Origin of the sequence: Sphingopyxis sp. GC21, from assembly GCF_025727575.1 — a bacterium.
Classification (GTDB): Bacteria; Pseudomonadota; Alphaproteobacteria; order Sphingomonadales; family Sphingomonadaceae; genus Sphingopyxis; species Sphingopyxis terrae_A.
This window is the reverse complement of the sequence record NZ_CP095845.1, coordinates 2,396,195-2,421,148: the sequence shown is the minus strand read 5'-3', so window position 1 is coordinate 2,421,148 and position 24,954 is coordinate 2,396,195. Positions and strand designations below refer to the sequence as shown.

Sequence of the window (24,954 nt, the reverse complement as noted above, 5' to 3'; positions counted from 1 at the left end):
AATTACCCTGTTTCACCCTAAAATACCCCTTTTCACCCTAATCGACTCTTGATACTCAGGAATCGGAGAGGGGCAATCTCCACCCGAGTCTTTTGGCGCGAAATCCTGCGATTTTCGCGGACGGGGAAGTTTTGCCCGGAGGCGCGAAACGGGGGGCTTCAGCGATGGCAGTTGTGACGCCCGGCCGGTATTCGGGTACCAACTTCGCCGCGATCGATGGCAAGGGACGCATCGCCGTCCCTTCGCAGTTCCGCAATAATGTGCCCCTCAATGCGGACGGTCAGCGCGTGCTTTGGGTTGGTTTCCATGAAAAGCTGCCTTGTTTGGTCGCCTATGGCCAGGATCAATATGATCGCCTGACCGACGAGATCGAGCGCGACCGCGACACCGCGCTCGCCCGCAATATCGATTTCGACGAGGACGAGGCGTTCAAGAAGCGGTTCAGCTATACCGAGGCCTATACGCTCGACGACAGCGGGCGCTTCCTTCCCAATTTTACCGCGCGCGACCGCGTCGGCGATGCCGGCGCGACCGCCTTTGTCGGGTCGGGCCGCCGGTTCGAAGTATGGTGGCTGCCGACGCTCGCTGACTGCGTCGATGCCGATCCGGTGCTCCAGCGACTTGCCAAGGCCTGGGAAGAGACGAAGGGGAAGGGGCGCAAGTGACCGATCTTTCCCCCGACCTGCCTCGGGATCCCCGCCATGATCCGGTCCTCCGCGAAGAAGTCATCGCCGCCCTTGCCATCGCTCCGGGCGAGCGGCATGTCGACGCGACCTTCGGCGCCGGCGGCTACACGCGTGCGATGCTCGCCGCGGGGGCCGAGGTGATCGCGTGCGACCGCGACCCCGATGCGATTGCCGAGGGGCAGGCGCTCGTCGCCGAAGCCGACGGCAAGCTGATGCTGATCCACGGCCGCTTCGGCGAAATCGACCGCCTGCTCGCCGAACGGGGCATCGGCGCGGTCGACGGCATCACCTTCGACATCGGCGTTTCGTCAATGCAGCTCGACCGCGATGCGCGCGGCTTCTCGTTCCAGAAGGACGGCCCGCTCGACATGCGCATGGCGCAGGAGGGCGAGACTGCCGCCGAATGGCTCAATCGCGCCGACGAGGCCGAGATCGCCGACGTGCTGTATCATTATGGCGACGAACGTCAGTCGCGCCGCGTCGCGCGGGCAATCGTCGCTGCGCGCCCGCTGTCGCGCACCGGCGAACTGGCGACGGTGATCCGCAAGGCGCTGCGCCATCCGCCGGGCGCGCCCAAGGATCCGGCAACGAAGAGCTTTCAGGCGATCCGCATCCACATCAACGGCGAGCTCGACGAACTGATGGAGGGGCTCGCCGCGGCGGAGCGCGTCCTGCGCCCCGGCGGCCGGCTTGCCGTGGTCAGCTTCCACAGCACCGAAGACCGGATCGTGAAGAACTTTCTGCGCGAGCGTAGCGGCGGCGACGCCGCCGGCTCGCGCCACCGGCCCGCGCCGATCGGAGCGGCGCGGGCCGCCACCTTTCAGCCGCCGGCGCGCAAGGTGCGCCCCGGCAAGGCCGAAGAGGCGCGCAACCCGCGCGCGCGCTCCGCGACGCTGCGCAGCGCCGTGCGCACCGCAGCCCCGGCCTGGCCGACCCAATTGACGACGAAGGAGGCAATCTCATGCTGATGGCGGCCCGCAAGCTTCAGGGGATCGGCCTGGTGCTGCTCGTGCTCATCTTCGCGATGATGCTCTATCCGGTCTCGTTGAAGGTCGCTGCGACGCGCAGCGAACTCGCGCGCATCAATCATCAGATCGAGCGCACGCGCGACAATATCCGCTACCTTGAATCCGAACTCGCGGTGCGCGCTTCGATGCGCCAGCTCGAACAGTGGAACGCCGACAGCTTCGGCTACTCGGCGCCGGATGCCTCGCAATATCTGTCGAGCGAGCGCCAGCTTGCTTCGCTCGACGGTTTGCCGCGCGCTCGCGGCGCCAATGAAGTCGCGCCGGTGCTGATGGCAATGGTCAGCCCCGTCGGAACACCCGAACCCGCCGCGACGCCGGTGAAGGCCGAGGCGAAGCCGGCCGCCGAAAAGCCCGTCGTACTGGCGCAGGCCGAAACGCCGGTGCGCAGCGACAGCGCGCCGCGTCTGGCGCCGACGCGTCGCCGCGAACAGCTCAAGATGATCGAGGACCAGCTCCTTGCGGAATCGACGCTCGCCGACCTCAAGCGTGCCGCGGCGCGTGAAGCGAAGGAGGGCAAATCGGGCCAATGAACACGCTGGTCGTCCGTCCGACCCGGGTTCGAACCGCTGGGGTGCGGCAGCAGATATTGCTGACCGCGCAACAGCGGCTGATGATGCTCATGCTGCTGTTCATGGCGGCATTTTTCCTCGTTTCGGTGCGGCTGCTCTATTTTGCGCTGTTCGATAGCGATGCCGGCCGCGGCGGCAACAGCACGGCCTTCGTGCCCGCGCGCGCCGATATCGTCGATCGCAATGGCGTGCCGCTCGCTCGGACGATCGACGGCTATTCGATCCGTGTGATGCCGTCGAAACTGCTCAACGATCGCCAGTATCTCGCCGACGAACTGCACAAGATCTTTCCCGACATGACGCGCGAGGACCTGCTCGCCAAGCTGACGGGCCCGCGCCCGACCTATATCCGGCGACGGGCGCTGCCCGATCAGGTGGCGGCGGTGAATGCCATCGGCGATGTAGGGTTCGATTTTCCGCGCGAAAAGGAGCGCCTCTATCCGCAGATGTCGCTCGCGGCGCATGTGCTGGGCTTCACCAACGCCGAAGGCCATGGCGTCACTGGCGTCGAGGGCGCGTTTGACCAGCGGCTGATCGACAAGGCGACGCGCGGCGATCCGCTGACGCTGTCGATCGACGCGCGCGTGCAGGGCGTGCTCGAAAGCGAGTTGTCGAACGCTGTCACCAATCTGGAGGCGATCGGCGGGGCGGGCATCATCCTCGACGTCCACACGGGCGAAGTGATGGCGATGACGTCGCTGCCCACCTATAATCCGAACAAGCTGGCGGGTAGCGATCCGACGACGCGGCGCAACGCCGTGACCTATAATCTCTACGAGCTTGGATCGGTCGTCAAACCGCTCTCGATCGGCGCCGCGATCGACAATGGCGTCGTGACGAGCATGGCGAAGCGCTATGATGCAACGCAGCCGCTGGCGATCGCCGGTTTCCGCATCCGCGATTCGCACATGATGAACCGCTGGCTCAACGTCCCCGAAACGCTCATCCACAGCTCGAACATCGTCACCGCGCAGATCGCCGACCAGCTCGGCAAGGAAAAGATGGAGGCGATGTTCCGTAGCCTCGAATTCAACAAACGCCCCGAAATCGAACTCAAGGAGCGTGCCTTCCCGCTGTGGCCGCGCGAATGGGGCCGGCTGTCGACGATGACGACCAGCTATGGCCACGGCATTGCGGTCACTCCGCTGCACCTTGCCAGCGCCTATGCCGCGCTGGTCAACGGCGGCATCTGGCGTCCGGCGACGATCCTGAAGCTGGGCGACAAGGCGCCGCCGCAGGGACGCCGCGTGTTCAAGGCATCGACGAGTGCGCGGATGCGCCAGCTCCTGCGCCTGATCGTGTCCGACGGCACGGGCCGCCAGGCCGACGCCCCGGGCTTTCGCGTCGGCGGCAAGACCGGCAGCGCCGAAAAGCCGGGCGCCGGCGGCTATCGTCGCCATTCGCTCGTGTCGACCTTCTCCGCCGTCTTCCCGATGGACAATCCGCGTTACGTGGTGCTGGTGATGATCGACGAACCCAAGGGCAACGCCTTCAGCTCGGGGCAGCGCACCGCTGGCTACACCGCCGCGCCGGTGGTCAAGAAAGTAGTGATGCGTGCGGGACCGATGCTCGGCTTGTTCCCCGACGAAAGCCGCGACGTCGACGTGTCGGAACTGACGCCGCTGCTGTGGAAGAACGGGGAAAGCGAATAATGCGGCTCGCGGCGCTGACCGGCGGCGATCATGTCGATGGGGACGGTCCGGTGGTGACCGGGCTTGCCATCGATCATCGCAAGGTTGCGCCGGGCAATGTCTTCGGCGCCTTCGTCGGCGAAAAATTCAACGGTGAGGACTTTATTGCCGCCGCGGTGGCGGCGGGCGCCGTCGCCGTCGTCGCGCGGCCCGAAGCCGTGGTCGAGGGCGCGGTGCATATCGCCGATGCCAATCCGCGGCGCGCCTTCGCGCGGCTTGCGGCGCGCTTCTTTCACCGTTTTCCCGCAACCTGCGTCGCGGTCACGGGCACCAATGGCAAGACTTCGACGGTCGAGATGACGCGTCAGCTCTGGCGAATGGCGGGCCTTCACGCAGCATCGATCGGAACGCTTGGCGTGACCACCGGCGCCGACCGGGTCGTCACCGGACTGACGACGCCAGACATCGTGACCTTTCTGTCGAACATGGCGGGCCTGGCGGCCGAGGGCGTGACCCATGCGGCCTTCGAGGCGTCGAGCCACGGGCTCGATCAATATCGCACCGAAGGCCTGCCGGTAAAGGCGGCGGCCTTCACCAATCTCAGCCACGATCATCTCGATTATCATGGCACGATGGAAGCCTATCTGGGCGCCAAGTTGCGGCTATTCACCGAGGTTGTCGAACCCGGCGGAGCCGCGGTGGTCTGGGCCGACGATGCCCATTCGCCCAAAGTGGTGGAGACGGCGCGCGCGCGCGGACTGCGCCTGCTTACCGTGGGAACGAAGGGTGAGGAACTGCGCCTTGTCGGGCGGACGCCGACGCAGCTCGGGCAGACGCTGACCGTTGCGGCAGGTGCTCTGACGCAGAAAGTCGACCTGCCGCTTATCGGCGCCTATCAGGCCGCCAACGCATTGGTCGCGGCCGGGCTGGTCATCGCGACCGGCGGCGATGGTGCGCAGACGCTCGCCAATCTGGCGCGGCTCCAGCCGGTACGCGGACGGCTCGAGCGTGCGGCGATCACGCGCGCGGGCGCCCCCGTCTATGTCGACTATGCCCACACCCCCGACGGGCTGGAGGCGGCGCTCGATGCGTTGCGGCCGCACGCCACGGGGCGGTTGATCCTGGTGTTCGGTGCGGGCGGCGACCGCGATCAGGCGAAGCGCCCGGAAATGGGCCGCATCGCCGCCGCCAAGGCCGATATCGCGATCATCACCGACGACAATCCGCGCGGCGAAGATCCCGCGTCGATCCGCGCCGCCATCGCCGAAGGCGCGCCGGGTGCCCAGGTGATCGGCGACCGCCGCGCCGCGATTGCTGCCGCGATCGAGATGGCGCGCGCCGACGACATTATCTGCGTCGCAGGCAAGGGGCACGAACAGGGGCAGATTGTCGGACGCGGTGACGCGCTGCGCGTCATCCCCTTCGACGATGTGAGCGTCGCGCGCGAGGTGGCGGCATGACCCCGCTGTGGACGGCGCGCGCGATCGCGGCGGCGTGCGGCGGCACCGCTAGCGCCGATTTCACGGTGCAAGGTGTTGCCTTTGATTCGCGCGAAGTGACGAAGGGCGACCTGTTCGTCGCGATGAAGGGCGAGGCGACCGACGGCCATAACTTCATCGACAAGGCGATTGCCGCCGGCGCAGCGGGTATCATCTGCGAAAACGATATAGACTTTCCGCACATCCGCGTCGCCGACAGCGCCGCAGCGTTGAACGCGCTCGGCGCCGCGGCGCGCGCGCGCAGCCATGGGCGGATCATCGGCGTCACCGGCTCGGCGGGCAAGACGGGGACCAAGGAGGCGCTGTTCGCGGCGCTCGACCGCTTTCGCCCGGGCAAAGCGCACCGTTCGGTCAAAAGCTACAACAATCATGTCGGCGTGCCTTTGAGCCTGGCGCGCATGCCCTCGACCGCCGATTTCGGCATCTTCGAAATGGGGATGAACCATGCGGGCGAGCTGGCGGCACTGACGCGGATGGTACGCCCTCATGTCGCCATCGTGACCACCATCGCGCCTGCGCACATGGAATTTTTCGGCAGCGAGGAAGCGATCGCCGACGCGAAGGGCGAGATATTCGAGGGGCTGGAGCCGGGCGGCACCGCAATCCTTCCCTTTGACAGCCCGCATTACGCGCGGCTGCGCGCCAAGGCCGAACAGCATGCGGCGCATGTCGTCAGCTTCGGGCTGGGCGAAGGGGCCGATGTGCGCGCGGTCGACTGGTTGCCCGACGGGCAGGGGGGATCGCTCGTTACGGCACAGGTTCAGGACGCGCTGCTCTGCTTCACCATCGCGCAAGGCGGCGCGCATTGGGTGGCCAATGCGATGGCGGTGCTTGCTGCGGTCAAGGCGGTTGGCGGTGACCTGCCCGCCGCGGGCCTGGCCTTCGCCGAGATGGGCGGTCTTGCGGGTCGCGGCGCGCGCACCCGCGTCGAGGTGCCGGGCGGTTCGATCCTCGTCATCGACGAAAGCTATAACGCCAATCCCGCATCGATGGCCGCAACCATCGGCCAGCTCGGCAGCGAATCCGGTGCGCGCAGGGTCGCGATTCTGGGCGCGATGAAGGAGCTTGGCGACGGCGGCGAGGCCTATCATGCCGGTCTGGCCGCTCCGCTCGTCGCAGCTGGTGTGCAGTTCGCCCTGCTTGTCGGCGAAGAGATGGCGCCGCTCGCCAAAGCGCTTGAGGGGCGGATCGATTTCGAGCATGTGGCCGACCACTCGGCTGCGGTAGGGCGGCTGGGGGCCTTGATCCGGCCCGGCGATACGGTGCTGGTCAAGGGATCGAACAGCGTGGGACTGTCGCATGTCGTGACCGCGCTGACCAATGGGGATTATTGATGCTATATTGGCTGGCGGAATGGCTTGGCTTTCCGGGGGTTCTGAACCTCATCCGCTATCTGAGCTTCCGCTCGGGCGCCGCGGTTGCGACGGCGCTGATCATCGGTCTGTGGATCGGGCCGCGCTTCATCCTCATGCTGCGGATGCGGCAGGGGAAGGGGCAGCCGATCCGCGAGGACGGACCGCAAAGCCATTTTGCGAAAAAGGGCACGCCGACGATGGGCGGGCTGATGATCCTGATCTCGCTAATGATTTCGGCGCTGCTGTGGATGGATTTGTCCAACCGCTTCGTCTGGGCCTGCATCTTCGTCACCGGCGGGTTCGCGCTGGTCGGCTTTCTCGACGATCTCGACAAGGTGACCAAGTCGAGCCATCGCGGGATTCCGGGGCGCGTGCGCCTGCTCGTCGAATTCGTGATTGCGGGCATCGCGGTGCTGCTGATCGTATCGCGGACCGGCACCGACCTTTATCTGCCCTTTTTCAGCGAAGTCTATATTCCCCTGGGGCCGCTCTATTATGTCTTCGCGATGGTGCTGATCGTCGGTTTCGGCAATGCGGTGAACCTGACCGACGGGCTCGACGGGCTCGCGACCTTTCCGGTGATGATCGCCAGCCTTGCTTTCCTCGTCATCGTCTATCTGTCGGGTAACGTGAAATTCGCGGGCTATCTGGGCATTCCCCATGTGCCGGGGGCAGGTGAGCTTGCAATCTTCGCCGCCGCGATCATCGGGGCCTGCCTTGCCTTTCTGTGGTTCAATGCGCCGCCCGCGGCGGTGTTCATGGGCGATACGGGCAGCCTCGCGCTCGGCGGCGCGCTAGCGACGATTGCGGTGACGGCGCAGCACGAACTGGTGCTGGTGCTCGTCGGCGGGCTGTTCGTCGTCGAGGCTTTGTCGGTGATCATCCAGGTCTTCTGGTACAAACGGACCGGCAAACGCATCTTCCGCATGGCGCCGATCCACCATCATTTCGAACAATTGGGCTGGCCCGAATCCACCGTCGTCGTCCGTTTCTGGATCGTCTCGATCGTCCTCGCGCTCGCCGGACTCGCGACGCTCAAGCTGCGGTGATCACCGCGCGCGCCTTTGCCGGTCGCCGCTATGCGGTGCTGGGACTGGCGCGCTCGGGGCTGGCGACCTGCGAGGCGCTGATCGCCAGCGGCGCGGGGGTGACCGCGTGGGACGAGCGCGAAGCGGCGCGCGATGCCGCGATGGCGCTCGGCGCCGACATCGGCAATCCGTTGGAGATCGACCTTGTCGGCTTTGCCGGCGTCGTCGTGTCGCCGGGCGTGCCGCTCAACCGCCATCCCATCGCCGACCATGCCCGCGAAGCCGGTGTGTCGATCCTCGGCGATATCGAATTGTTTGCCGAAGCTGCGGCTGATCTGCCGCCGCACCGCATCGTCGGCATCACCGGCACCAACGGCAAATCGACGGTGACCGCGCTTGTCACCCATGTGCTGGAAAGCGCGGGCGTTCCGGCGCTGATGGGCGGCAACATCGGGCTGCCGATCCTTGCCCGCGATCCGCTCCCCGAAAACGGCGTCTATGTGCTCGAACTGTCGAGCTACCAGATCGACCTGGCGCACAGCCTGGCGTGCGATGTCGCCGTGCTGACCAACATCAGCCCCGATCACCTCGACCGTTATGACGGTTTCGCCGGCTATGCCGCGTCGAAGGAGCGGCTGTTCGCGCTCCAGCACCGCGATCAGGTCGCGATCGTCGCGGTCGACGATGACCCGTCGCGGATGATCGCGGGGCGCATCAATCACCGGCTCCACCGCGTTTCGGCGAAGGACATCGATCCCGCCGATCAGGCGCGCTGGCCCGCGCTGCACGGTCCGCACAATGCGCAGAATGCCGTGTGCGCGATCGCGGTATGCCGCGTGCTGGGGCTGAACGACGAACAGATCGAACGCGGACTCGCGAGCTATCGCGCGCTCCCGCACCGTATGGAATTGGTCGGCGAAGTCGCTGGCGTCCGCTGGTTCAACGACAGCAAGGCGACCAACGCGGCTTCCGCTGCACCGGCGCTGGCGGCATTTCCGCCGGCGCCGGACCAGCGTGTCCACTGGATTGCCGGGGGGCAGGCCAAGGGCGACGGGCTGACCGCCTGTCGTCCTTGGTTCGGCCATGTCAAGCGCGCCTATCTGATCGGCGAGGCGATGGAGCCTTTCGCGGCCGAGATCGGCGACGCGCTGCCCGTCGAACGGTCGGGCGATCTGGCCGCCGCGGTCGCAGCCGCCGCCGCCGCTGCGACGCCCGGCGACATCGTGTTGCTGTCGCCCGCCTGCGCTTCGTTCGATCAGTTCAAGGATTACGAACAGCGCGGCGATCGCTTCCGCGAACTGGTGCAGGCGTTGGGGAATGGATGACGATATGAACGGGGGGGCGGACAATATGGATGCGACCACGGAGCGGCCCGTCATCGCGACGACGCGGACGACGAAGCGCCGCGGCCCGCGCCTCAGCCGCGCCGACCGCACGCCGCTGGGCCTGTGGTTCTGGGAAATCGACCGCGTATTGCTGTTGCTTGTGTCGATGCTGATCGCCATCGGCCTCGTCGCCGTGGCGGCGGCATCGCCGGTCGCCGCGCAGAAGCTGTCGACCGCGACCGCCAGCCTCGATCCGCTCTATTATTTCTATCGCCAGCTCATGTGGGTCATGGTCGGCGTGCCGGTCATGCTCGCGGTATCGATGCTGCCCAAACCGCAGGCGCGGCGCTTTGCCATCTATGGCACGATCACCTTCGTCTTCCTGTTGTTCATGGTGCCGCTGATCGGCACGACGGTGAACGGCGCGCAGCGCTGGATTGGCAGCGGCATCTTCCGCCTCCAGCCGTCGGAATTTCTCAAGCCCTTCTTCGCGGTGTCATTGGCCTGGATATTGTCGCTGCGGCTGCACGATCAGAATCTGCCGGTCGTGCCGCTGTCCTTCGTTTTTACCGGGATCATCGCGATCCTGCTGATGAGCCAGCCCGATCTGGGGCAAACGATCATCTTCGCGGGGACATGGTTCGTTCTCGTCATGGTCGCCGGCCTGTCGATGCGGATCATGGCGGGGCTCGCGGGCACGGGACTCGCGGGGCTGGTCCTTGCCTATTTCTTCTACCCGGTGGCGCAGCAGCGCATCAACATCTGGCTGTTCGCCGAGGGCGACAGCTTTCAGGTCGACAAGGCGCATGCGACGCTGACCGCCGGCGGGCTGATCGGCACGGGGCCGGGTGCGGGACTTGCCAAGTTCCAGCTTCCCGAGGCGCACACCGACTATATCTTCTCGGTCATCGGCGAGGAATTCGGGATCATCGCCTGCATCGCCATCGCCGTCCTTTATCTGGCGATCATCGTCCGCGTTCTGGTGCGGCTGCTCGACGAAGAGGACAGCTTTCTCATTCTCGCCGTCGCGGGTCTGATTGCGCAGTTCGGCGGGCAAGCGACGATCAACATGGCAGTGAATACCCAGCTCTTTCCGTCAAAGGGGATGACCTTGCCCTTTATCAGCTATGGCGGTTCGTCGTTCATCGCCTTGTCGATCGGCATGGGTTTGCTCTTGTCGCTGACCCGGCGAAACCCCTATGCGGCGCGGGTATCGATGACCCGTAACTGGAACAGGAAATGACGGCCCGGCCATGACCGCGACGCGCCACTATCTACTCGCCGCCGGAGGCACCGGCGGCCATATGCTGCCCGCTTATGCGCTGGCGGGTGAACTGATCGCGCGCGGGCACCGCGTCGCGCTGGTCAGCGACGACCGCGGCCTCAGGATTCCGGGCGCGCCGGCCGAGCTGGAAACGCATGTTCTGCCCGCCGGCCGCGTTCAGGGCGGTCCCGTCGGCTGGGTGAAGGCGGCGCTGGCGATCCGCAAGGGGCGCGCGATGGCGATCGACCTGATCCGCGATTTCGACCCGGCGGTGGTCGTCGGCTTCGGCGGCTATCCTTCGCTGCCCAGCCTGCTCGCGGCGCGCGCGACCAAGACGCCCAGCGTCATCCACGAACAAAATGCCGTGCTGGGCCGGACCAACCGGCTGATGGCGGGACGGGTCGATGCGATTGCGGTCGCCTACCATCATATCCGCCGTTTCCCGCCCGCCTGTGCCGACAAGCGCCACCTGATCGGCAATCCGGTGCGCGAGGAAATTATCGCGATCCGCGAGGACGGCTATCCGCCGCTGCCCGAGGACGGCATCGTTCGTCTGCTCGTCGTCGGCGGCAGCCTAGGCGCCACGGTGCTGAGTGACGTCGTTCCCGCTGCCGTCGCCATGCTCCCGCGCGCGCTGCTCGACCGCTTGCAGGTGGTCCAGCAATGCCGCGAGACTGACATCGAAACGGTGCGCGCCAAATATGCCGCCCTTGGCGTCGCGGCCGAGTGTGCTCCCTATATCACCGATTTTCCCGAGCGGCTGCGCTGGGCGCACCTCGTCATAGCGCGGGCGGGGGCGTCGACCGTCGCCGAGCTGGCCTGCGCCGGCAGGCCGGCGGTTTTCGTGCCCTATCCGCACGCGATGGACGATCACCAGACCTATAATGTCGGCGATCTCGTCGCGGCGGGTGGCGCGATCTCGATCCAGCAGAGCGATTTCAATCCCGCTGCGCTCGCCAAGCATATCCAGCGCATGGCGCTCGAACCCGGCGCGCTCGAAGAAGCTGCCGACCGGGCGGCGAGCTGCGGCCTGCCCGATGCGACCCGTGACCTTGCCGACCTTGTCGAAAGCTTTGCCGCGCCGCCGATGATGGATGTCATCCGCGTCGGTGCCGGCACCCAGCGCGCCGCTTCGGGTGTCGCCGCCGCGCGGCGGGAGGCGAACTGATGCGCGGCGTTGCGACCGATATCGGCATCATCCACTTCATCGGGATCGGCGGCATCGGCATGTCGGGCATCGCGGAGGTGATGCACAACCTTGGCTATCAGGTGCAGGGCAGCGACATTGCCGACAGCTATGTTGTCGAGGGCCTGCGCCAACGCGGCATCAAAGTCGCGATCGGGCACGAAGCCGCGAACGTCGATGGCGTTGCCGTGGTTGTGACCTCGACGGCGGTGAAGCGCGGCAACCCCGAGGTCGAGGCCGCGCTCGCGCATCGCATCCCGATCGTCCGCCGCGCCGAAATGCTCGCCGAGCTGATGCGCCTCAAATCCACCGTCGCGATTGCGGGCACGCACGGCAAGACGACGACGACCAGCCTGGTCGCCGCCTTGCTCGATGCGGGCGGCATCGACCCGACCGTCATCAACGGCGGCATCATCAACAATTACGGCTCGAACGCGCGGCTCGGTGCGTCGGACTGGATGGTGGTCGAAGCCGATGAAAGCGACGGCAGCTTTCTGCGCCTCGACGGGACGATCGCGGTCGTCACCAACATCGATCCCGAACATCTCGATCATTATGGCAGCTTCGACGCGATCAAGGACGCGTTCGTCGAGTTTATCGAAAATGTGCCCTTCTATGGCGCGGCGATGCTCTGCCTCGACCATCCCGAAGTGCAGGCGATCATCCCGCGCATCCGCGACCGCCGCATCGTCACCTATGGCTTTTCGGCGCAGGCCGACGTGCGCGGCACCAATGTGACACCGGGGCCCGACGGCAATCGCTTCGACGTCGTGGTGCGCGACCGCGACGGCAATAGCCGTACGATCGAGGGTATCCACCTGCCGATGTCGGGGCGCCACAATGTCCAGAACGCGCTCGCGGCGATTGCGGTCGCGCTGCACATGGGCGTGTCGGACGAAAATATCGCGTCGGGCTTCAACGGCTTTGCCGGGGTCAAGCGCCGCTTCACCAAGGTCGGCGAGATTGCAGCCGGGGACGGCATCGTGACGGTGATCGACGATTATGCCCATCATCCGGTCGAGATCCGGGCCGTGCTGTCGGCAGCGCGCGAAGGTGCCGGGGCGGGACGCGTCGTTGCCGTCGTCCAGCCGCATCGCTTTACCCGCCTGCGCGATCATATGGACGATTTCCAGCAGGCCTTTAACGACGCGGACATGGTGCTCGCACTGCCCGTTTATGCAGCGGGCGAAAGCCCGATCGAGGGCGTGTCGTCGGATGCGCTGGCGCAGGGGCTGCGCGACCGCGGCCATCGCCATGCATCGACCGTTGCCGACGCCGGCGCGCTCGCTGCAACGATCGCCGACGCGATCCGCACCGAAACGCTCGGCGCGGGTGACATGATCATCTGCCTCGGCGCAGGCGACATCACCAAGATGGCGGCGGGGCTGGCGAGCGCGGTGGAGGCGGTATGAGCACCGCCGATACGCTTCCGGCGGTCCGCGGCAAGCTAACCGCAAAGGCGCCGCTGGCGCCGCTCGTCTGGTTCAAGTCGGGCGGTCCTGCCGACTGGCTGTTCGAGCCGAAGGACGCCGATGATCTTGCCGGTTTCCTGCGCGACCTCGATCCCGCGATTCCGGTGATGGCACTCGGCCTTGGCTCGAACCTCATCGTTCGCGACGGCGGCTTTCCGGGCGTCGTCGTCCGGCTCGGCAAGGCCTTTGCTAAGGTCGAAGCCGTCGACGCGACCAGCTTGCGCTGCGGAGGCGGTGCCTCGGGCATCCTCGTCTCGTCGACCGCGCGCGACGCAGGGATCGCGGGGATGGAGTTCCTGCGGTCGATCCCCGGCACCGTTGGCGGCTTCGTGCGGATGAACGGCGGCGCTTATGGCAGCGAGGTCAAGGACATATTGGTCGAGGCCGACATCGTCTTGCGCTCGGGCGAGCGCCGGACCTTGCCGCTTGCCGATCTGGGCTACACTTATCGCCACAGCGAATTGCCCGAAGGTGCGGTCGTCGTGGGCGCGACGTTCCGCGGGCGTCCGGGTGAACCCGAAGCCATCCAGGCCGAAATGGACCGCATCTCGGCGAGCCGCGAGGCGTCGCAGCCGCTGCGCTCGAAGACCGGCGGCTCGACCTTCAAGAACCCCGACGGTCGCAAGGCGTGGCAGCTTATCGATGAGGCCGGTTGCCGCGGTTTCGCCATCGGTGGCGCGCAGGTGAGCGAGAAGCATACCAATTTCCTGATCAATACCGGTGCGGCGACGAGCGCCGACATCGAAGCGCTCGGCGAGGAAGTCCGCCGCCGGGTGAAGGCGAAGAGCGGCATCGAATTGCAATGGGAGATTCAGCGCTTGGGAGTGGCGAAGTGAGCCGGGGTCCGTGGCATGTCGCCGTGCTGATGGGCGGCTGGTCCGCCGAGCGCGAAGTGTCGCTGATGAGCGGCAAGGGCGTTGCCGACGCGCTCGAAAGCCGCGGGCACAAGGTCACGCGCATCGACATGGGCCGCGATGTGGCGCAGCGGCTTGCCGAAGCGCGGCCCGATGTCGTCTTCAACGCCCTCCACGGCGTTCCGGGCGAAGACGGCACCGTGCAGGGCATGCTCGACCTGATGGGCCTCAAATACACCCACAGCGGGCTCGTCACGTCGGTGATCGCGATCGACAAGGAATTGACGAAACAGGCGCTGGTGCCGCATGGTATTCCCATGCCGACGGGGACGATGGTCGACAGCGAAAGCCTGTTTTCAGCCGATCCCTTGCCGCGCCCCTATGTCCTGAAACCCGTCAACGAAGGATCGTCGGTCGGCGTCGCGATTGTCAAGGACGACAGCAACTACGGCAACCCGATTGCGCGCGAAGCTGTGGGGCCGTGGCAGGAGTTCGATCGGCTGCTCGCCGAGCCTTTCATCAAGGGGCGCGAACTGACCGTCGCGGTACTCGGCGATGAGGCGCTCGGTGTCACCGAACTGCGCGTGAAGTCGGGATTCTACGACTATGACGCCAAATATACCGACGGTCTGACCGAACATGTCTGTCCTGCCGATGTCCCCGCCGACGTTGCGCAGCGGATGAAGCATCTGGCGGTCGAAGCGCATCGCCTGCTCGGCTGCAAGGGCGCGTCGCGTTCCGATTTTCGCTGGGACGACGAGCATGGACTTGCGGGCATTTTCCTGCTCGAGGTCAATACGCAGCCGGGGATGACACCGCTCAGCCTCGTGCCGGAACAGGCGCGCGCCATCGGCATGGACTATGCCGAACTCGTCGAACGCATCGTGGGGGAAGCATTGGCATGAGCAGCGGAGTATGAGCAGCACCAGGATCAAACGCGCGAAGGCGCCGCCGCGCCGTCCGTCGCGCGCGCCCAAAAGGCGCCGGTCGGTCAAGCATTCGCGCCTCAACATGGTCATCAACGCCTTGCCGATCAGCCCGGCGCAGCTTCAGCGCGTCGCCAACTGGACGATCGGTATCGGCCTGGCGGGCGTGCTGGTGCTCGGTGCCGAGGTGACGGGTGTGACCGCGAAAATTCACGAAGAGTGGGCGCAGGCGGTCGGGCGCGCCGGATTTCAGGTAAAGAAGGTCGAAGTGGTCGGTGCCGATCGCATCGACCGGCTGAAGGTTTATGATATCGCGCTGGCGCAGAAGGACCGCTCGATGGCCGCGGTCGAGCTTGACGATGTGCGCCGCGACCTGATGCAGTATGGCTGGATCAAGGATGCGCGCGTGTCGCGCCGCCTGCCCGATACGCTGGTCGTCGATATCGTCGAGCGCACCCCGGCAGCGATCTGGCAGAATGACGGCCGACTGTCGCTGATCGACGACAGCGGGGTCGTTCTGGAACCCGTGACGGTCGCGACCATGCCCGACCTGCCGCTCGTCATCGGCCCCAATGCCAATCGGCGCGCGCAGGATCTCGATGCGCTGCTCGCCGAGGCCAGTTCGCTCAAGGAACTGCTCGCGGGCGCGACCTGGGTCGGCAACCGCCGCTGGGATCTGCGCTTCCGCAGCGGCGAAACGCTGTCGCTGCCCGAAGGCGATACCGAAGCGAAGGCGGCGCTCGCGAAATTCGCGCACATGGACGGGGCGAACCGCCTCCTTGGCCGCGGCATCCTGCGTTTCGACATGCGCGACCCCAGCCGTTTCGTGCTACGCATGCCGCACGAAGGGCAGGTGGCGCCGTCGAAGATCGACGACGCGCGTGCCGCCGCCGACGCGGTGTCGGCGGGTCAGGCGAACGAGGGATAGAAGCGATGGCGCCGCCGCGCATCGAAAAGATTATCACCGCGCTCGATGTCGGGTCGTGGAAGGTCTGTGCGCTCATCGCGGGCCAGACTGCCGACGGGCAGTTGCACGTGCTCGGCACCGGCCAGCGCGAAAGCCGCGGCGTCCAGCGCGGCTATGTCGCCGACATGGAGCAGACCGAGCATATCGTGCGCGAGGCGATCGAACAGGCCGAGCGTATCGCGGGTCTCAATATCGACGACGTCTGGGTCAGCTTCTCGGCGGGCAGCCTCTTGAGCGACGTCGCCCCGATCGAGAGCGAATTGGGCGGTCACCGCATCGAACAGGAAGATATCGACGATCTGCTCGCCGCCGGGCGCGCGGGGATCGATCCCGAAGGGCGGATGATCCTGCACGCGCAGCCGGCGCTCTACACGCTCGACGGGTTGACCGGCGTCAAGAATCCGATCGGCCTGCACGCCGACCGGCTGGGCGTCGACATCCACATCATCATGGCCGACGGCGCCCCGGTGCGAAATCTGGAAGCCGCGGTGCGGCAGGCGCATCTCGACGTCAATGCGGTGGTCGCCTCGCCGATCGCGGCGGGGCTCGCCTGCCTGTCGGAAGAAGAACGCGACCTTGGCGTGGCGCTTGTCGAGCTCGGCGCGGCGGTGACGACGGTATCGCTCTATGCGGGCGGAATGCTCGTCGAGATGGTTTCGCTGCCGTTCGGGGCGAGCGACATCACCGACGACATCGCCTCGGCCTTCGGTATCCGGCGCAGCCAGGCGCAGCGGCTGCAGAGCTTCTACGGCTCGGCCTCGGCCAGCCCGCGCGACAACAATGATTTGATCGAACTCGATCCCGGCGCGCCCGCGGGCAGCGATGCGCCGCGCATCACGCGCGCGCAGCTGATCTCGGTCATTCGCCAGCGGCTCGACCAGATGATGGGCGACATCGGACGGACGCTGAAGGATCTTCACTTCGTCGGCCCGATCGGCCGCCAGGTCGTGCTCGTCGGCGGGGGCGCCGATCTGAAAGGCATCGCCGATTATACCCAGATCGCACTCGGCCGGGCGGCGCGCGTCGGGCGACCGCGCGGCTTGCACGGCCTGCCCGATGCCCATTCGGGACCGGCTTTCGCGACGCTTGCCGGTCTGGTTCTTTATGCCGCATCCGACCCCGTGGATCTGCGCGACCTGCCCACGATGGCGCAGGATGTGTACCGTCCCAAGGGGTCGTCGATCATCAACCGACTTATCACCGCGCTGAAGAGCAGTTTCTGACGCGCGGTTGCGCGAAAGGTTAATTTTTTGGGTGATTCCGGCGTCACAATAGTGCAATGCGATAAATCAATGACGGGCGGCCGGACTACCGCCCGAATGGGTCGCAAGGTGAGGGAAGCGGCGTTGGTCCGCCGCTACAGGGAGATTGGTTGATGAGCATCAATATTGGCCCGCCGCAGGTCGATGAACTGAAGCCGCGTATCGCCGTGATCGGCGTCGGCGGCGCGGGGGGCAATGCCATCGCGAACATGATCGCGGCGAAGGTCGAGGGCGTCGATTTCGTCGTCGCCAACACCGACGCGCAGGCGCTCAACGCCTCGCCGGCGGAGCGTCGCATCCAGCTCGGAACGCAGATCACCCAGGGTCTGGGTGCGGGTTCGCGTCCCGAAGTCGGCCGGGCGGCGGCCGAGGAAAGCATTGCGCAGGTCGAAGAGGCGCTGAACGGCGCGCATATGTGCTTCGTCGCGGCCGGCATGGGCGGCGGCACGGGCACCGGTGCGGCTCCGGTCATCGCCAAGGCGGCCCGCGACCGCGGCATTCTGACCGTCGGCGTCGTGACCAAGCCCTTCACCTTCGAGGGCAACCGCCGCATGCGGTCGGCCGAAGCCGGCATTGCCGAGCTTCAGGACCATGTCGACACGCTGATCGTCATTCCCAACCAGAATCTCTTCCTGGTCGCCAACCCGAACACGACCTTCAAGGAAGCCTTCACCATGGCGGATGAAGTGCTCCAGCAGGGCGTGCGCGGTATCACCGATCTGATGGTCATGCCCGGCCTCATCAACCTCGACTTTGCCGACGTGCGCAGCGTGATGCGCGAAATGGGCAAGGCGATGATGGGCACCGGCGAAGCCGAAGGCGACGGTCGCGCGCTCGAAGCTGCGCAGAAGGCGATCGCCAACCCGCTGCTCGATGGCGTGTCGATGGCGGGCGCGAAGGGCGTGATCATCTCGATCACCGGCGGCGAAGACATGCGCCTGATGGAAGTCGACGAAGCGGCGAACCATATTCGCGAACTCGTCGATCCCGACGCCAACATCATCTGGGGCAGCGCCTTCAACGAAGGGCTGGAAGGCAAGATTCGCGTATCGGTTGTCGCGACCGGCATCGACGGTTCTGGCGACGCGGCGGCTCCGGCGGCTCCGGCGGCGCGCAGCTTCTCCTTCGCCCCCGCGCGCAGCCCGGCGCCGGCGCCCTTTGCCGAGGAGCCGGTCGAGGCGGCGGCTGTGGAAGCGCCGGTCCAAGCTGCGGAACCCGAAGTCGACACCGACCCCGCACCGGGCTTCTCGCTGGGCGATGCTCCCGCGGCCGAAGCACCGGCGCCGGCCGAGGAAGAGCCGATGGAACTGTCGCAGGTCGCCGCGACCTATGACGACACCAGCGACGAGCTCGTACTTGATGCACCCGAACCGGCGCCCGCGCCGGCTGCCGACCCGGCCCCCGCGGCCGAGCCTGCGCGGCCGATCGGTGGCGGCACCTTGTTCGAACGCATGTCGCGTCTGTCGCGTGGCGGTTCGGCCCCTGCCGAAGAAGGCGACAAGGAAGACGGAGTCGATATTCCGCGCTTCCTGGGCCGTCAGAACAACCAGTAACAGGGTTCATCGCGGCCGCCCGATGGGCAGGCGGCCCGAACACGGGATGATTTGCCCATGCGGCGATCCATATTGACGGCGGGGCCGCGGCGCGTTCGACTTCATGTCGGCGCGCTCGGCCTGCTGTTCCTGTCCGCTGCCCCCTTCGCAGCGGCGCATGCATTTCAGGTGACGCCGCCCGATGCGGCCACCAAGGCGGCGATGGAAAAACGCACCGCCGCGCGGACGATGCTGTCGTCGGCGATCGCTCGGCTCGCCTCGAACGCCGCCGACAGCGCCGCGCTGCTTGATGCCGGACGCGCTTCGATCGAGCTGGAGGATTATCGCGCCGCGCTCGGCTTTCTGACCCGTGCCGAGCAGGCGAGCCCGCGCGACGGCGGGGTCAAGGCGGCGCTCGGGTCGGCGATGCTCCATCTCGAAAAGCCGTCGCGGGCGCTCGACTATTTCGGCGAGGCGCAGCTTCTCGGCGCCCCCGAGCGGCTATTCCTTGCCGACCGCGGGCTTGCGCGCGATTTGCTGGGCCAGCAGGATGGGGCGCAGCGCGATTATCAACTCGCCCTGTCGATCGCGCCGAGCGACGAAGTGATCCGCCGCTATGCGATCTCGCTCGGCATCACGGGGCAGGCCGACCGCGCGATTCAGCTCCTCACGCCGCAGCTTCGCACGCAGGACCGTGCCGCATGGCGGTCGCGCGCGATGATCCTAGCGATCAACGGCCGCAATGACGAGGCGACCGAGATCGTCAAGGCGACGATGCCGGCGCTGCTGGCGCAGAGCATTTTGCCCTATCTAACCCAGATGGACCGGCTCAATCCGGCGCAGCAGGCCGCCGCCGCGCATTTCGGGCGCTTCCCGGCTGGCGAACTTGGCCCGGTGCGCAAGCCCGTGCAGATCGCTGCGGCCGCTCCGGCCCCGACACCAGCGCCTTCCCCGACTTCGACGCCGAGCAAACGGCGCGGCGACAAGGGCAAACCGGTGCAGGTGGCCACTGCCACGCCGCCACCGGCGACGCGACCGGCTCCGACGCTGACCCCGAAGCCGACACCTGCGCCCACGCCAGCGCCTGCGCCGACCTTGGCGCAGCCGCCAGCCGCCGTGCCGGTGCGCCGTGCTGATACACCGTCCGTCCCGGCAGCGAAGCCTCCCGCGCCGACACCGGCGCCAGCGGCGGCCCAACCGGTGGGCGTCGCGGTGAACAGCGGTGCCGGTCCGGTCGGTCCGGGCTTCTCGCTGAGCGATGTCGGCCAGCCGCCGGCCGCTGCCGCTGCGCCGCCGTCGGCGACGACCACGCCAGCGCCGAGTGCTGCGGCTCCGCTCGCCTCGTTGGCGCAGATCGTCAGCTCGATCGAGATTCCGCCCGAGGAGCTTGAGCGCACCAGCGGCGCGGTCGGCGCCGATACGCTTGCCAAGCTGGTCGAGGACAAGCGCAAGGCAGATGCCGCCGAAGCGGCAAAGCGCGAAAAGGAAGAAGCCGCGGCCAAGGCCAAGGCGGAGGCCGACGCCAAGGCGAAGGAAGAGGCCGCGAAGAAAAAGGCCAATCCCTCGCGCATCTGGGTGCAAGTTGCGGCGGGGTCGAACCAGAAGGCGCTCGCCTTCGATTTCAACCGCTTCGCCAAAAAGAATGCCGCGCTGTTCAAGGGCAAGGATGGCGGCTCGACCGAATGGGGCCGCACCCGCCGCCTGCTCGTGGGGCCGTTCAAGGACAAGAAGGCGGCTGCCGACTGGCTCGCGCAATATAAGAAGGCGGGCGGCGATGGTTTCGTCTTTACCAGCGATGCGGGGCAAGAGGTCGATCTCTTCAAATGACATTGTCGGCCTGTGCGAGTGACCCCAGGGCGACACGCGGACGCCGCCATGACGAACCGGGCCGCGTCGTGCGCGGGCCGCGCGATGCCTTTCAGCGCGACCGCGACCGCATCATCCATTCGATCGCTTTCCGCCGGCTGCGTCACAAGACGCAGGTCTTCGTCGCGCCCGACGGCGACCATTATCGCGTCCGGCTGACGCACAGCATCGAAGTCGCGCAGATTGGTCGCGGTATCGCCCGGGCGCTGGGGCTGAACGAAGATCTGACCGAGGCCTTGTGCCTTGCCCATGACATCGGTCACCCGCCCTTCGGTCATGCGGGCGAGGACGCGCTGAAAGCGGCGATGATGGCGCATGGCGGGTTCGATCATAATGGGCACACGCTGCGCACGCTCGCGCGGCTCGAATGTCCCTATCCGCGCTTCGATGGCATCAATCTGACGTGGGAGACGCTGGAGGGGTTGGCGAAGCACAATGGTCCGGTGCGTCACCCCGGCTGGGCATTGGCGGAAATCGACGCGGAATTTCCGCTCGACCTGACGAGCCATGCCAGCCTGGAGGCGCAGGTGGCGGCGGTCGCCGACGACATCGCGTACGACAATCACGACATCGACGACGGCCTGCGCGCGGGACTGCTGACGATCGACCAGTTGATGGCGCAGCCCTTCGTCGCCGAGAATTTCCGCCTCGTCGAAGCCCGCTTTCCGGGCGCGCCGCGCGACCGGTTGCTGCGCGAGCTGGTGCGCGACCAGATCGGCGTGATGGTCAACGACGTGATCGCCGCGACCAAGGCCAATGTCGCCGATGCGGGGGTGGAGAGCGTAGCGGAAGTGCGCGCGGCGGGCCGCACGCTCGGCGGCTTTTCGGATACGCTGGCGCGGCAGGAGCGCGATCTCAAACGCTTCATGTATGCGAACCTCTATCACCATCCGTCGCAGATCGCGGCCGCCGACGCGGCGCGCACCGTCGTTTCGGGGCTGTTTGCGGCCTACAGGGACGATCCTGCGCTGATGGGCGAGGAATGGGCATCGCGGCTGCCCGATACGGACGGGGCGACGGTGCGCCACATCGGCGACTATATTGCCGGGATGACCGACCGATTCGCGATCGATCGCTTTGCTGAGATGAATGGGCGGGCCGCGGTGCCCGAGGCGCTGGCGCATGTCTGATGCCGCACCCCGCGCGCTTCTGATCGGAGCGACGGGGCTTGTCGGACAGGCGGTTGCCCGCTGCGGCCATTCCCTGCCGCTTACCCTGCTGGCGCGCCGCTTGGTCGAGGCGGGGGCCGGCCATCGCGCCATGACCGCCGATCCGGGCGAATGGGCCGAGATCATCGCGGCGGAGCGACCCGGGATATTGATCTCCTGCCTCGGCACCACGATCCGCCAGGCGGGGTCGCAGGACGCGTTTCGCGCGGTCGATCATGATCTGCTGCTCGCCTGCGCCCGTGCGGCGAAGGCGGCGGGGACGGCGCACATGATCGCGGTCAGCAGCGTCGGCGCGGCGGCGCATAGCGCGAACTTCTATCTGCGGACGAAGGGTGAGGTGGAGGAGGCGCTGCGCGCGCTCAATTTCCTGCGGCTCGACCTGATGCGCCCCGGCCTGCTCACCGGTGACCGGCGGGGGCCGAAGCGGATTGGCGAGGGGCTGGCGATGCTTGCCGCGCCGCTCACCGACGCGCTGTTGCACGGATCGCTGCGCCGCTATCGCTCGATTCCGGCCGAAACGGTGGCGCGCGCGATCGTAGCCGCGGCGTCGCTCGCGGCGCCGGGACAGTTCGTCCACGAAAATGACGCGATGCAACAGCTCGCCGATTGACTCTGCCGAAGGCGAGCGCCAAGGCTCAGGCGTCTGTCGAGCCTCTCAAAGAGATTCGACCGGCCACGCGGGAGAGCGCGGGGGCAGGGAAACCGGCCGTCGCCACCGAAGGAGCAACCGCCCCGGAAACTCTCAGGTCAACGGACCGCGCGGCTGGAACGGACACTCTGGAAAGCGTTCGGGCGTCGCCCGGACCACCGAAGGGGTAACTCCATGCCGACCCGTCATCGTGGGCGCATGGACGAAAACTCTCAGGTTCCCGTGACAGAGGGGGCATGGCGAAGGAACGGCATCGGGCCGCGCCGCGTCATGTCAACGACGGGAGGCCGATATGAGCGAAACCGAAGAAATGGGCGAAACGGTCGCGATCGAAACGCTTCCGCTCGACGCCTGGCACCGTGCAAGGGGCGCGCGGATGGTCGAATTCGCCGGCTATCACATGCCGATCCAGTATGACGGCATCATGGCCGAACATCTGTGGACGCGCGACAATGCGGGTCTGTTCGACGTCAGCCACATGGGGCAGCTCGTGTTCAGCGGCGAAGGCGCCGCCGAAGCGCTCGAGGCGCTGGTTCCGGGCGATATTTCGGCGTTGAAGCCGGGGCGGATGCGCTACTCGCTGCTGCTCGCCGACGATGGCGGCATCCTCGACGATCTGATGGTCACCAATACGGGGCATGGCCTGTACATGGTCGTCAATGGCGCAGTGAAGTGGGACGACATCGCGCATCTGCGCGAACATCTGCCCGACGAGATCGAGATGAACCTGCTTGACGAACAGGCGCTGCTCGCGCTGCAGGGGCCAAAGGCCGCGGCCGCGCTGACGGCGCTCGGCGTGGTTCCCGAATTTCCCGATATTCTTCCCATCGATCGCCTCGTCTTCATGCAGGCCGGCCCCTATCTGTGGGGCGACGTGCGGCTGGGGATCAGCCGTTCGGGCTATACCGGAGAAGACGGGTTCGAAATTTCGGTGCCGGCGAGCGACGTCTCGGCCCTCGCCGATGCGCTGTGCGCGCAGGATGCGGTAAAACCGATCGGCCTCGGCGCGCGCGATTCGCTGCGGCTCGAAGCGGGATTGCCGCTCTACGGCCACGACCTTGACGAGGGCATCGACCCCGTCGAGGGCGATCTGGCCTTTGCGATCAGCAAGCGCCGCCGCGAGGAAGGCGGCTTTCCGGGCGCCGCGCGCATCCTCGGCCATCTTGCCGATGGCAGTCCGCGCAAGCGCGTCGGCCTGACCGTAGATGGCAAGATGCCAGTGCGCGAGGGCGCCAAGATTTTCGACGGCAACAGCGAAGTCGGTGTCGTCACCTCGGGCGGTTTTGCGCCGAGCGTCGGCGCCCCCATAGCGATGGGCTATGTGCCCACCGGCCTGTCCGAGCCCGGCACGGCGCTCGCCGCCGAAGTCCGCGGCAAGCGCGTCGCCGTGACGGTGACGCCGATGCCCTTCGTTCCACATCGTTACGTGCGCAAACAGGGAGGCTGATCGATGCCGCGTTTTTATACCGAAGAGCATGAATGGATCGATGTCGATGGCGATGTGGCGACGGTCGGCATCACCGACTTCGCGCAGGGCCAGCTCGGCGACATCGTCTTCGTCGAGGTTCCCGACACCGGCGCCGAACTGTCGAAGGGCGGCGACGCCGCGGTGGTCGAATCGGTGAAGGCGGCGAGCGATGTCTACGCGCCCGTCGATGGCACCGTCACCGAAGGCAACGGCCAGCTCGAGGAGGACCCCGCGCTCGTCAATTCGGACCCCGAAGGCGAAGGCTGGTTCTTTCGCATGACGCTCAGCGACAAGAGCCAGCTCGACGGGCTGATGAATGCGCAGGCGTACAAGGATTTCATCGCCGATCTGTGATCGCAAACCCCTTCCGGTCGCGGGAGGGGGAAAGGCCGCAAGACCATGACGGACCCTGCGCTTGCCAATTGCCGCCTGATGGTGGCGACGCCCATCTATGACGGGGCGCAGGGTAGCTATGTCCGCGCGCTGCTCGACCTTGCGTTACGCGCGCAGGCGATCGGCCTGACGGTGCGGTTCGAGTTCATCCTCTACCAGCCGTCGGTGACGCGCGCGCGCGACATGCTCGCCGCGATCTTCGCGGAAAGCGACTGCACCCACATGCTGTTCGTCGATGCCGACATCGACTTCGGCGCCGAGGATGTATTCGCGATGCTGCGCGCGATGGTCGGCCGCGACGATTGCGCGATTCTGGGGGCTGCCTGTCCGCGGCGGATGCTCAACTGGCGCAATGCGGCGCTGGCCGCCAAAGCCGGGCTGGGTGACGCCGATCCGGCGGCGCTCGGGCGCTTTTCGGGGGAGTTTGCGCTGCATTTCCTGCATCCCGACCAATCCTTCGCGCTCACCGATCTGGTCGAACTGACGCGGGTCGGCAGCGGGATGATGATGATCCGCCGCGACGTGTTCGACAGGTTGCGCGCGCGTCATCCCGAACTGGTCTTTCGCACCGATCCCGCCGAGCGCGCCGCGCACGGGATCGGCGAGGAGGCCTATGCCTATTTCCTGCCGATGATCGAACCCGACACGCGGGCGCAGTTGTCGGACGATTATGCCTTTTGCCGCCGCGTGCGCGATGCGGGGCTTCGCATCTGGCTCGCCCCTTGGGTGAAGACCACACACAGCGGGCCGGCGATCTTTACCGGGTCGCTTCCCGATCTGGCCCAGCTTCTTGCCATAAAATCAGCTTCTTCGACGGAGTAGTTC

At 66.6% G+C, this 24,954-nt stretch carries 22 protein-coding genes and 1 riboswitch; all 22 genes read left to right on the top strand.

Going from position 1 to position 24,954, the window contains the following annotated elements:
- Positions 1 to 164 precede the first annotated feature (164 nt).
- Positions 165 to 665 carry a division/cell wall cluster transcriptional repressor MraZ gene (locus tag MU856_RS11640; protein WP_062900568.1) on the top strand — a complete coding sequence of 167 codons (501 nt, stop codon included), beginning with the start codon at positions 165 to 167 and terminating at the stop codon, positions 663 to 665.
- Entirely contained in the window at positions 662 to 1,654 is a 993-nt protein-coding gene (rsmH, locus tag MU856_RS11635; protein WP_082819788.1) for a 16S rRNA (cytosine(1402)-N(4))-methyltransferase RsmH, read from the top strand. Before MU856_RS11640 ends, rsmH begins: the two co-directional genes overlap by 4 nt.
- Positions 1,648 to 2,244, top strand: a complete 597-nt coding sequence (locus MU856_RS11630) for a hypothetical protein (protein ID WP_062768706.1) — start codon at positions 1,648 to 1,650, stop codon at positions 2,242 to 2,244. The genes rsmH and MU856_RS11630 overlap by 7 nt, the downstream gene beginning before the upstream one ends.
- Positions 2,241 to 3,935 (top strand): peptidoglycan D,D-transpeptidase FtsI family protein, encoded by a 1,695-nt coding sequence (locus MU856_RS11625; protein WP_263587654.1) that lies wholly within the window; start codon positions 2,241 to 2,243, stop codon positions 3,933 to 3,935. The genes MU856_RS11630 and MU856_RS11625 overlap by 4 nt, the downstream gene beginning before the upstream one ends.
- A complete protein-coding gene (locus tag MU856_RS11620; protein ID WP_186402668.1) occupies positions 3,935 to 5,374 on the top strand; it encodes a UDP-N-acetylmuramoyl-L-alanyl-D-glutamate--2,6-diaminopimelate ligase in 1,440 nt (479 codons plus the stop codon). Before MU856_RS11625 ends, MU856_RS11620 begins: the two co-directional genes overlap by 1 nt.
- The gene (locus tag MU856_RS11615) at positions 5,371 to 6,747 is read left to right on the top strand and encodes a UDP-N-acetylmuramoyl-tripeptide--D-alanyl-D-alanine ligase (protein ID WP_263587653.1); all 1,377 of its coding nucleotides are present in this window, start codon (positions 5,371 to 5,373) and stop codon (positions 6,745 to 6,747) included. The genes MU856_RS11620 and MU856_RS11615 overlap by 4 nt, the downstream gene beginning before the upstream one ends.
- On the top strand, positions 6,747 to 7,817 hold the full coding sequence (mraY, locus tag MU856_RS11610) for a phospho-N-acetylmuramoyl-pentapeptide-transferase (protein ID WP_062900564.1): 1,071 nt from the start codon (positions 6,747 to 6,749) through the stop codon (positions 7,815 to 7,817). Before MU856_RS11615 ends, mraY begins: the two co-directional genes overlap by 1 nt.
- Positions 7,814 to 9,121: a UDP-N-acetylmuramoyl-L-alanine--D-glutamate ligase gene (gene murD / locus MU856_RS11605; protein WP_186402670.1), complete on the top strand. Its 1,308-nt coding sequence runs from the start codon at positions 7,814 to 7,816 to the stop codon at positions 9,119 to 9,121. Before mraY ends, murD begins: the two co-directional genes overlap by 4 nt.
- Positions 9,114 to 10,364, top strand: a complete 1,251-nt coding sequence (locus MU856_RS11600; RefSeq protein WP_003040034.1) for an FtsW/RodA/SpoVE family cell cycle protein — start codon at positions 9,114 to 9,116, stop codon at positions 10,362 to 10,364. The genes murD and MU856_RS11600 overlap by 8 nt, the downstream gene beginning before the upstream one ends.
- A gap of 10 nt (positions 10,365 to 10,374) precedes the next feature.
- Positions 10,375 to 11,553, top strand: a complete 1,179-nt coding sequence (gene murG, locus MU856_RS11595; protein WP_186402671.1) for an undecaprenyldiphospho-muramoylpentapeptide beta-N-acetylglucosaminyltransferase — start codon at positions 10,375 to 10,377, stop codon at positions 11,551 to 11,553.
- Positions 11,553 to 12,983 carry a UDP-N-acetylmuramate--L-alanine ligase gene (gene murC / locus MU856_RS11590; protein WP_186402672.1) on the top strand — a complete coding sequence of 477 codons (1,431 nt, stop codon included), beginning with the start codon at positions 11,553 to 11,555 and terminating at the stop codon, positions 12,981 to 12,983. The genes murG and murC overlap by 1 nt, the downstream gene beginning before the upstream one ends.
- Positions 12,980 to 13,879, top strand: a complete 900-nt coding sequence (murB, locus tag MU856_RS11585; RefSeq protein WP_217372600.1) for a UDP-N-acetylmuramate dehydrogenase — start codon at positions 12,980 to 12,982, stop codon at positions 13,877 to 13,879. The genes murC and murB overlap by 4 nt, the downstream gene beginning before the upstream one ends.
- Positions 13,876 to 14,802 (top strand): D-alanine--D-alanine ligase, encoded by a 927-nt coding sequence (locus MU856_RS11580; protein WP_062900558.1) that lies wholly within the window; start codon positions 13,876 to 13,878, stop codon positions 14,800 to 14,802. The genes murB and MU856_RS11580 overlap by 4 nt, the downstream gene beginning before the upstream one ends.
- Before the next feature lie 10 nt (positions 14,803 to 14,812).
- Entirely contained in the window at positions 14,813 to 15,751 is a 939-nt protein-coding gene (locus MU856_RS11575; RefSeq protein ID WP_263587652.1) for a cell division protein FtsQ/DivIB, read from the top strand.
- 5 nt (positions 15,752 to 15,756) lie between these two features.
- Complete coding sequence (ftsA, locus tag MU856_RS11570) at positions 15,757 to 17,013, top strand: cell division protein FtsA (protein WP_003040016.1); 1,257 nt, start codon at positions 15,757 to 15,759, stop codon at positions 17,011 to 17,013.
- Between the two features lie 152 nt (positions 17,014 to 17,165).
- The gene (gene ftsZ, locus MU856_RS11565; protein WP_062900556.1) at positions 17,166 to 18,605 is read left to right on the top strand and encodes a cell division protein FtsZ; all 1,440 of its coding nucleotides are present in this window, start codon (positions 17,166 to 17,168) and stop codon (positions 18,603 to 18,605) included.
- 57 nt (positions 18,606 to 18,662) lie between these two features.
- The gene (locus tag MU856_RS11560) at positions 18,663 to 20,411 is read left to right on the top strand and encodes an SPOR domain-containing protein (RefSeq protein WP_062900555.1); all 1,749 of its coding nucleotides are present in this window, start codon (positions 18,663 to 18,665) and stop codon (positions 20,409 to 20,411) included.
- Complete coding sequence (locus MU856_RS11555) at positions 20,408 to 21,580, top strand: deoxyguanosinetriphosphate triphosphohydrolase (protein ID WP_062900554.1); 1,173 nt, start codon at positions 20,408 to 20,410, stop codon at positions 21,578 to 21,580. The genes MU856_RS11560 and MU856_RS11555 overlap by 4 nt, the downstream gene beginning before the upstream one ends.
- The gene (locus tag MU856_RS11550; protein ID WP_186402677.1) at positions 21,573 to 22,229 is read left to right on the top strand and encodes an NAD(P)H-binding protein; all 657 of its coding nucleotides are present in this window, start codon (positions 21,573 to 21,575) and stop codon (positions 22,227 to 22,229) included. The genes MU856_RS11555 and MU856_RS11550 overlap by 8 nt, the downstream gene beginning before the upstream one ends.
- A 58-nt stretch (positions 22,230 to 22,287) precedes the next feature.
- A riboswitch (glycine riboswitch) is annotated at positions 22,288 to 22,387 on the top strand.
- 173 nt (positions 22,388 to 22,560) lie between these two features.
- Positions 22,561 to 23,715: a glycine cleavage system aminomethyltransferase GcvT gene (gene gcvT, locus MU856_RS11545; RefSeq protein WP_263587651.1), complete on the top strand. Its 1,155-nt coding sequence runs from the start codon at positions 22,561 to 22,563 to the stop codon at positions 23,713 to 23,715.
- A 3-nt stretch (positions 23,716 to 23,718) separates the two neighbouring features.
- Positions 23,719 to 24,090 carry a glycine cleavage system protein GcvH gene (gene gcvH / locus MU856_RS11540; RefSeq protein ID WP_003039997.1) on the top strand — a complete coding sequence of 124 codons (372 nt, stop codon included), beginning with the start codon at positions 23,719 to 23,721 and terminating at the stop codon, positions 24,088 to 24,090.
- Positions 24,091 to 24,135: 45 nt separating this feature from the next.
- Positions 24,136 to 24,951, top strand: coding sequence for a glycosyltransferase family 2 protein (locus MU856_RS11535; protein WP_062900551.1), 816 nt, complete (start codon positions 24,136 to 24,138; stop codon positions 24,949 to 24,951).
- The last annotated feature ends 3 nt before the right edge of the window (positions 24,952 to 24,954 follow it).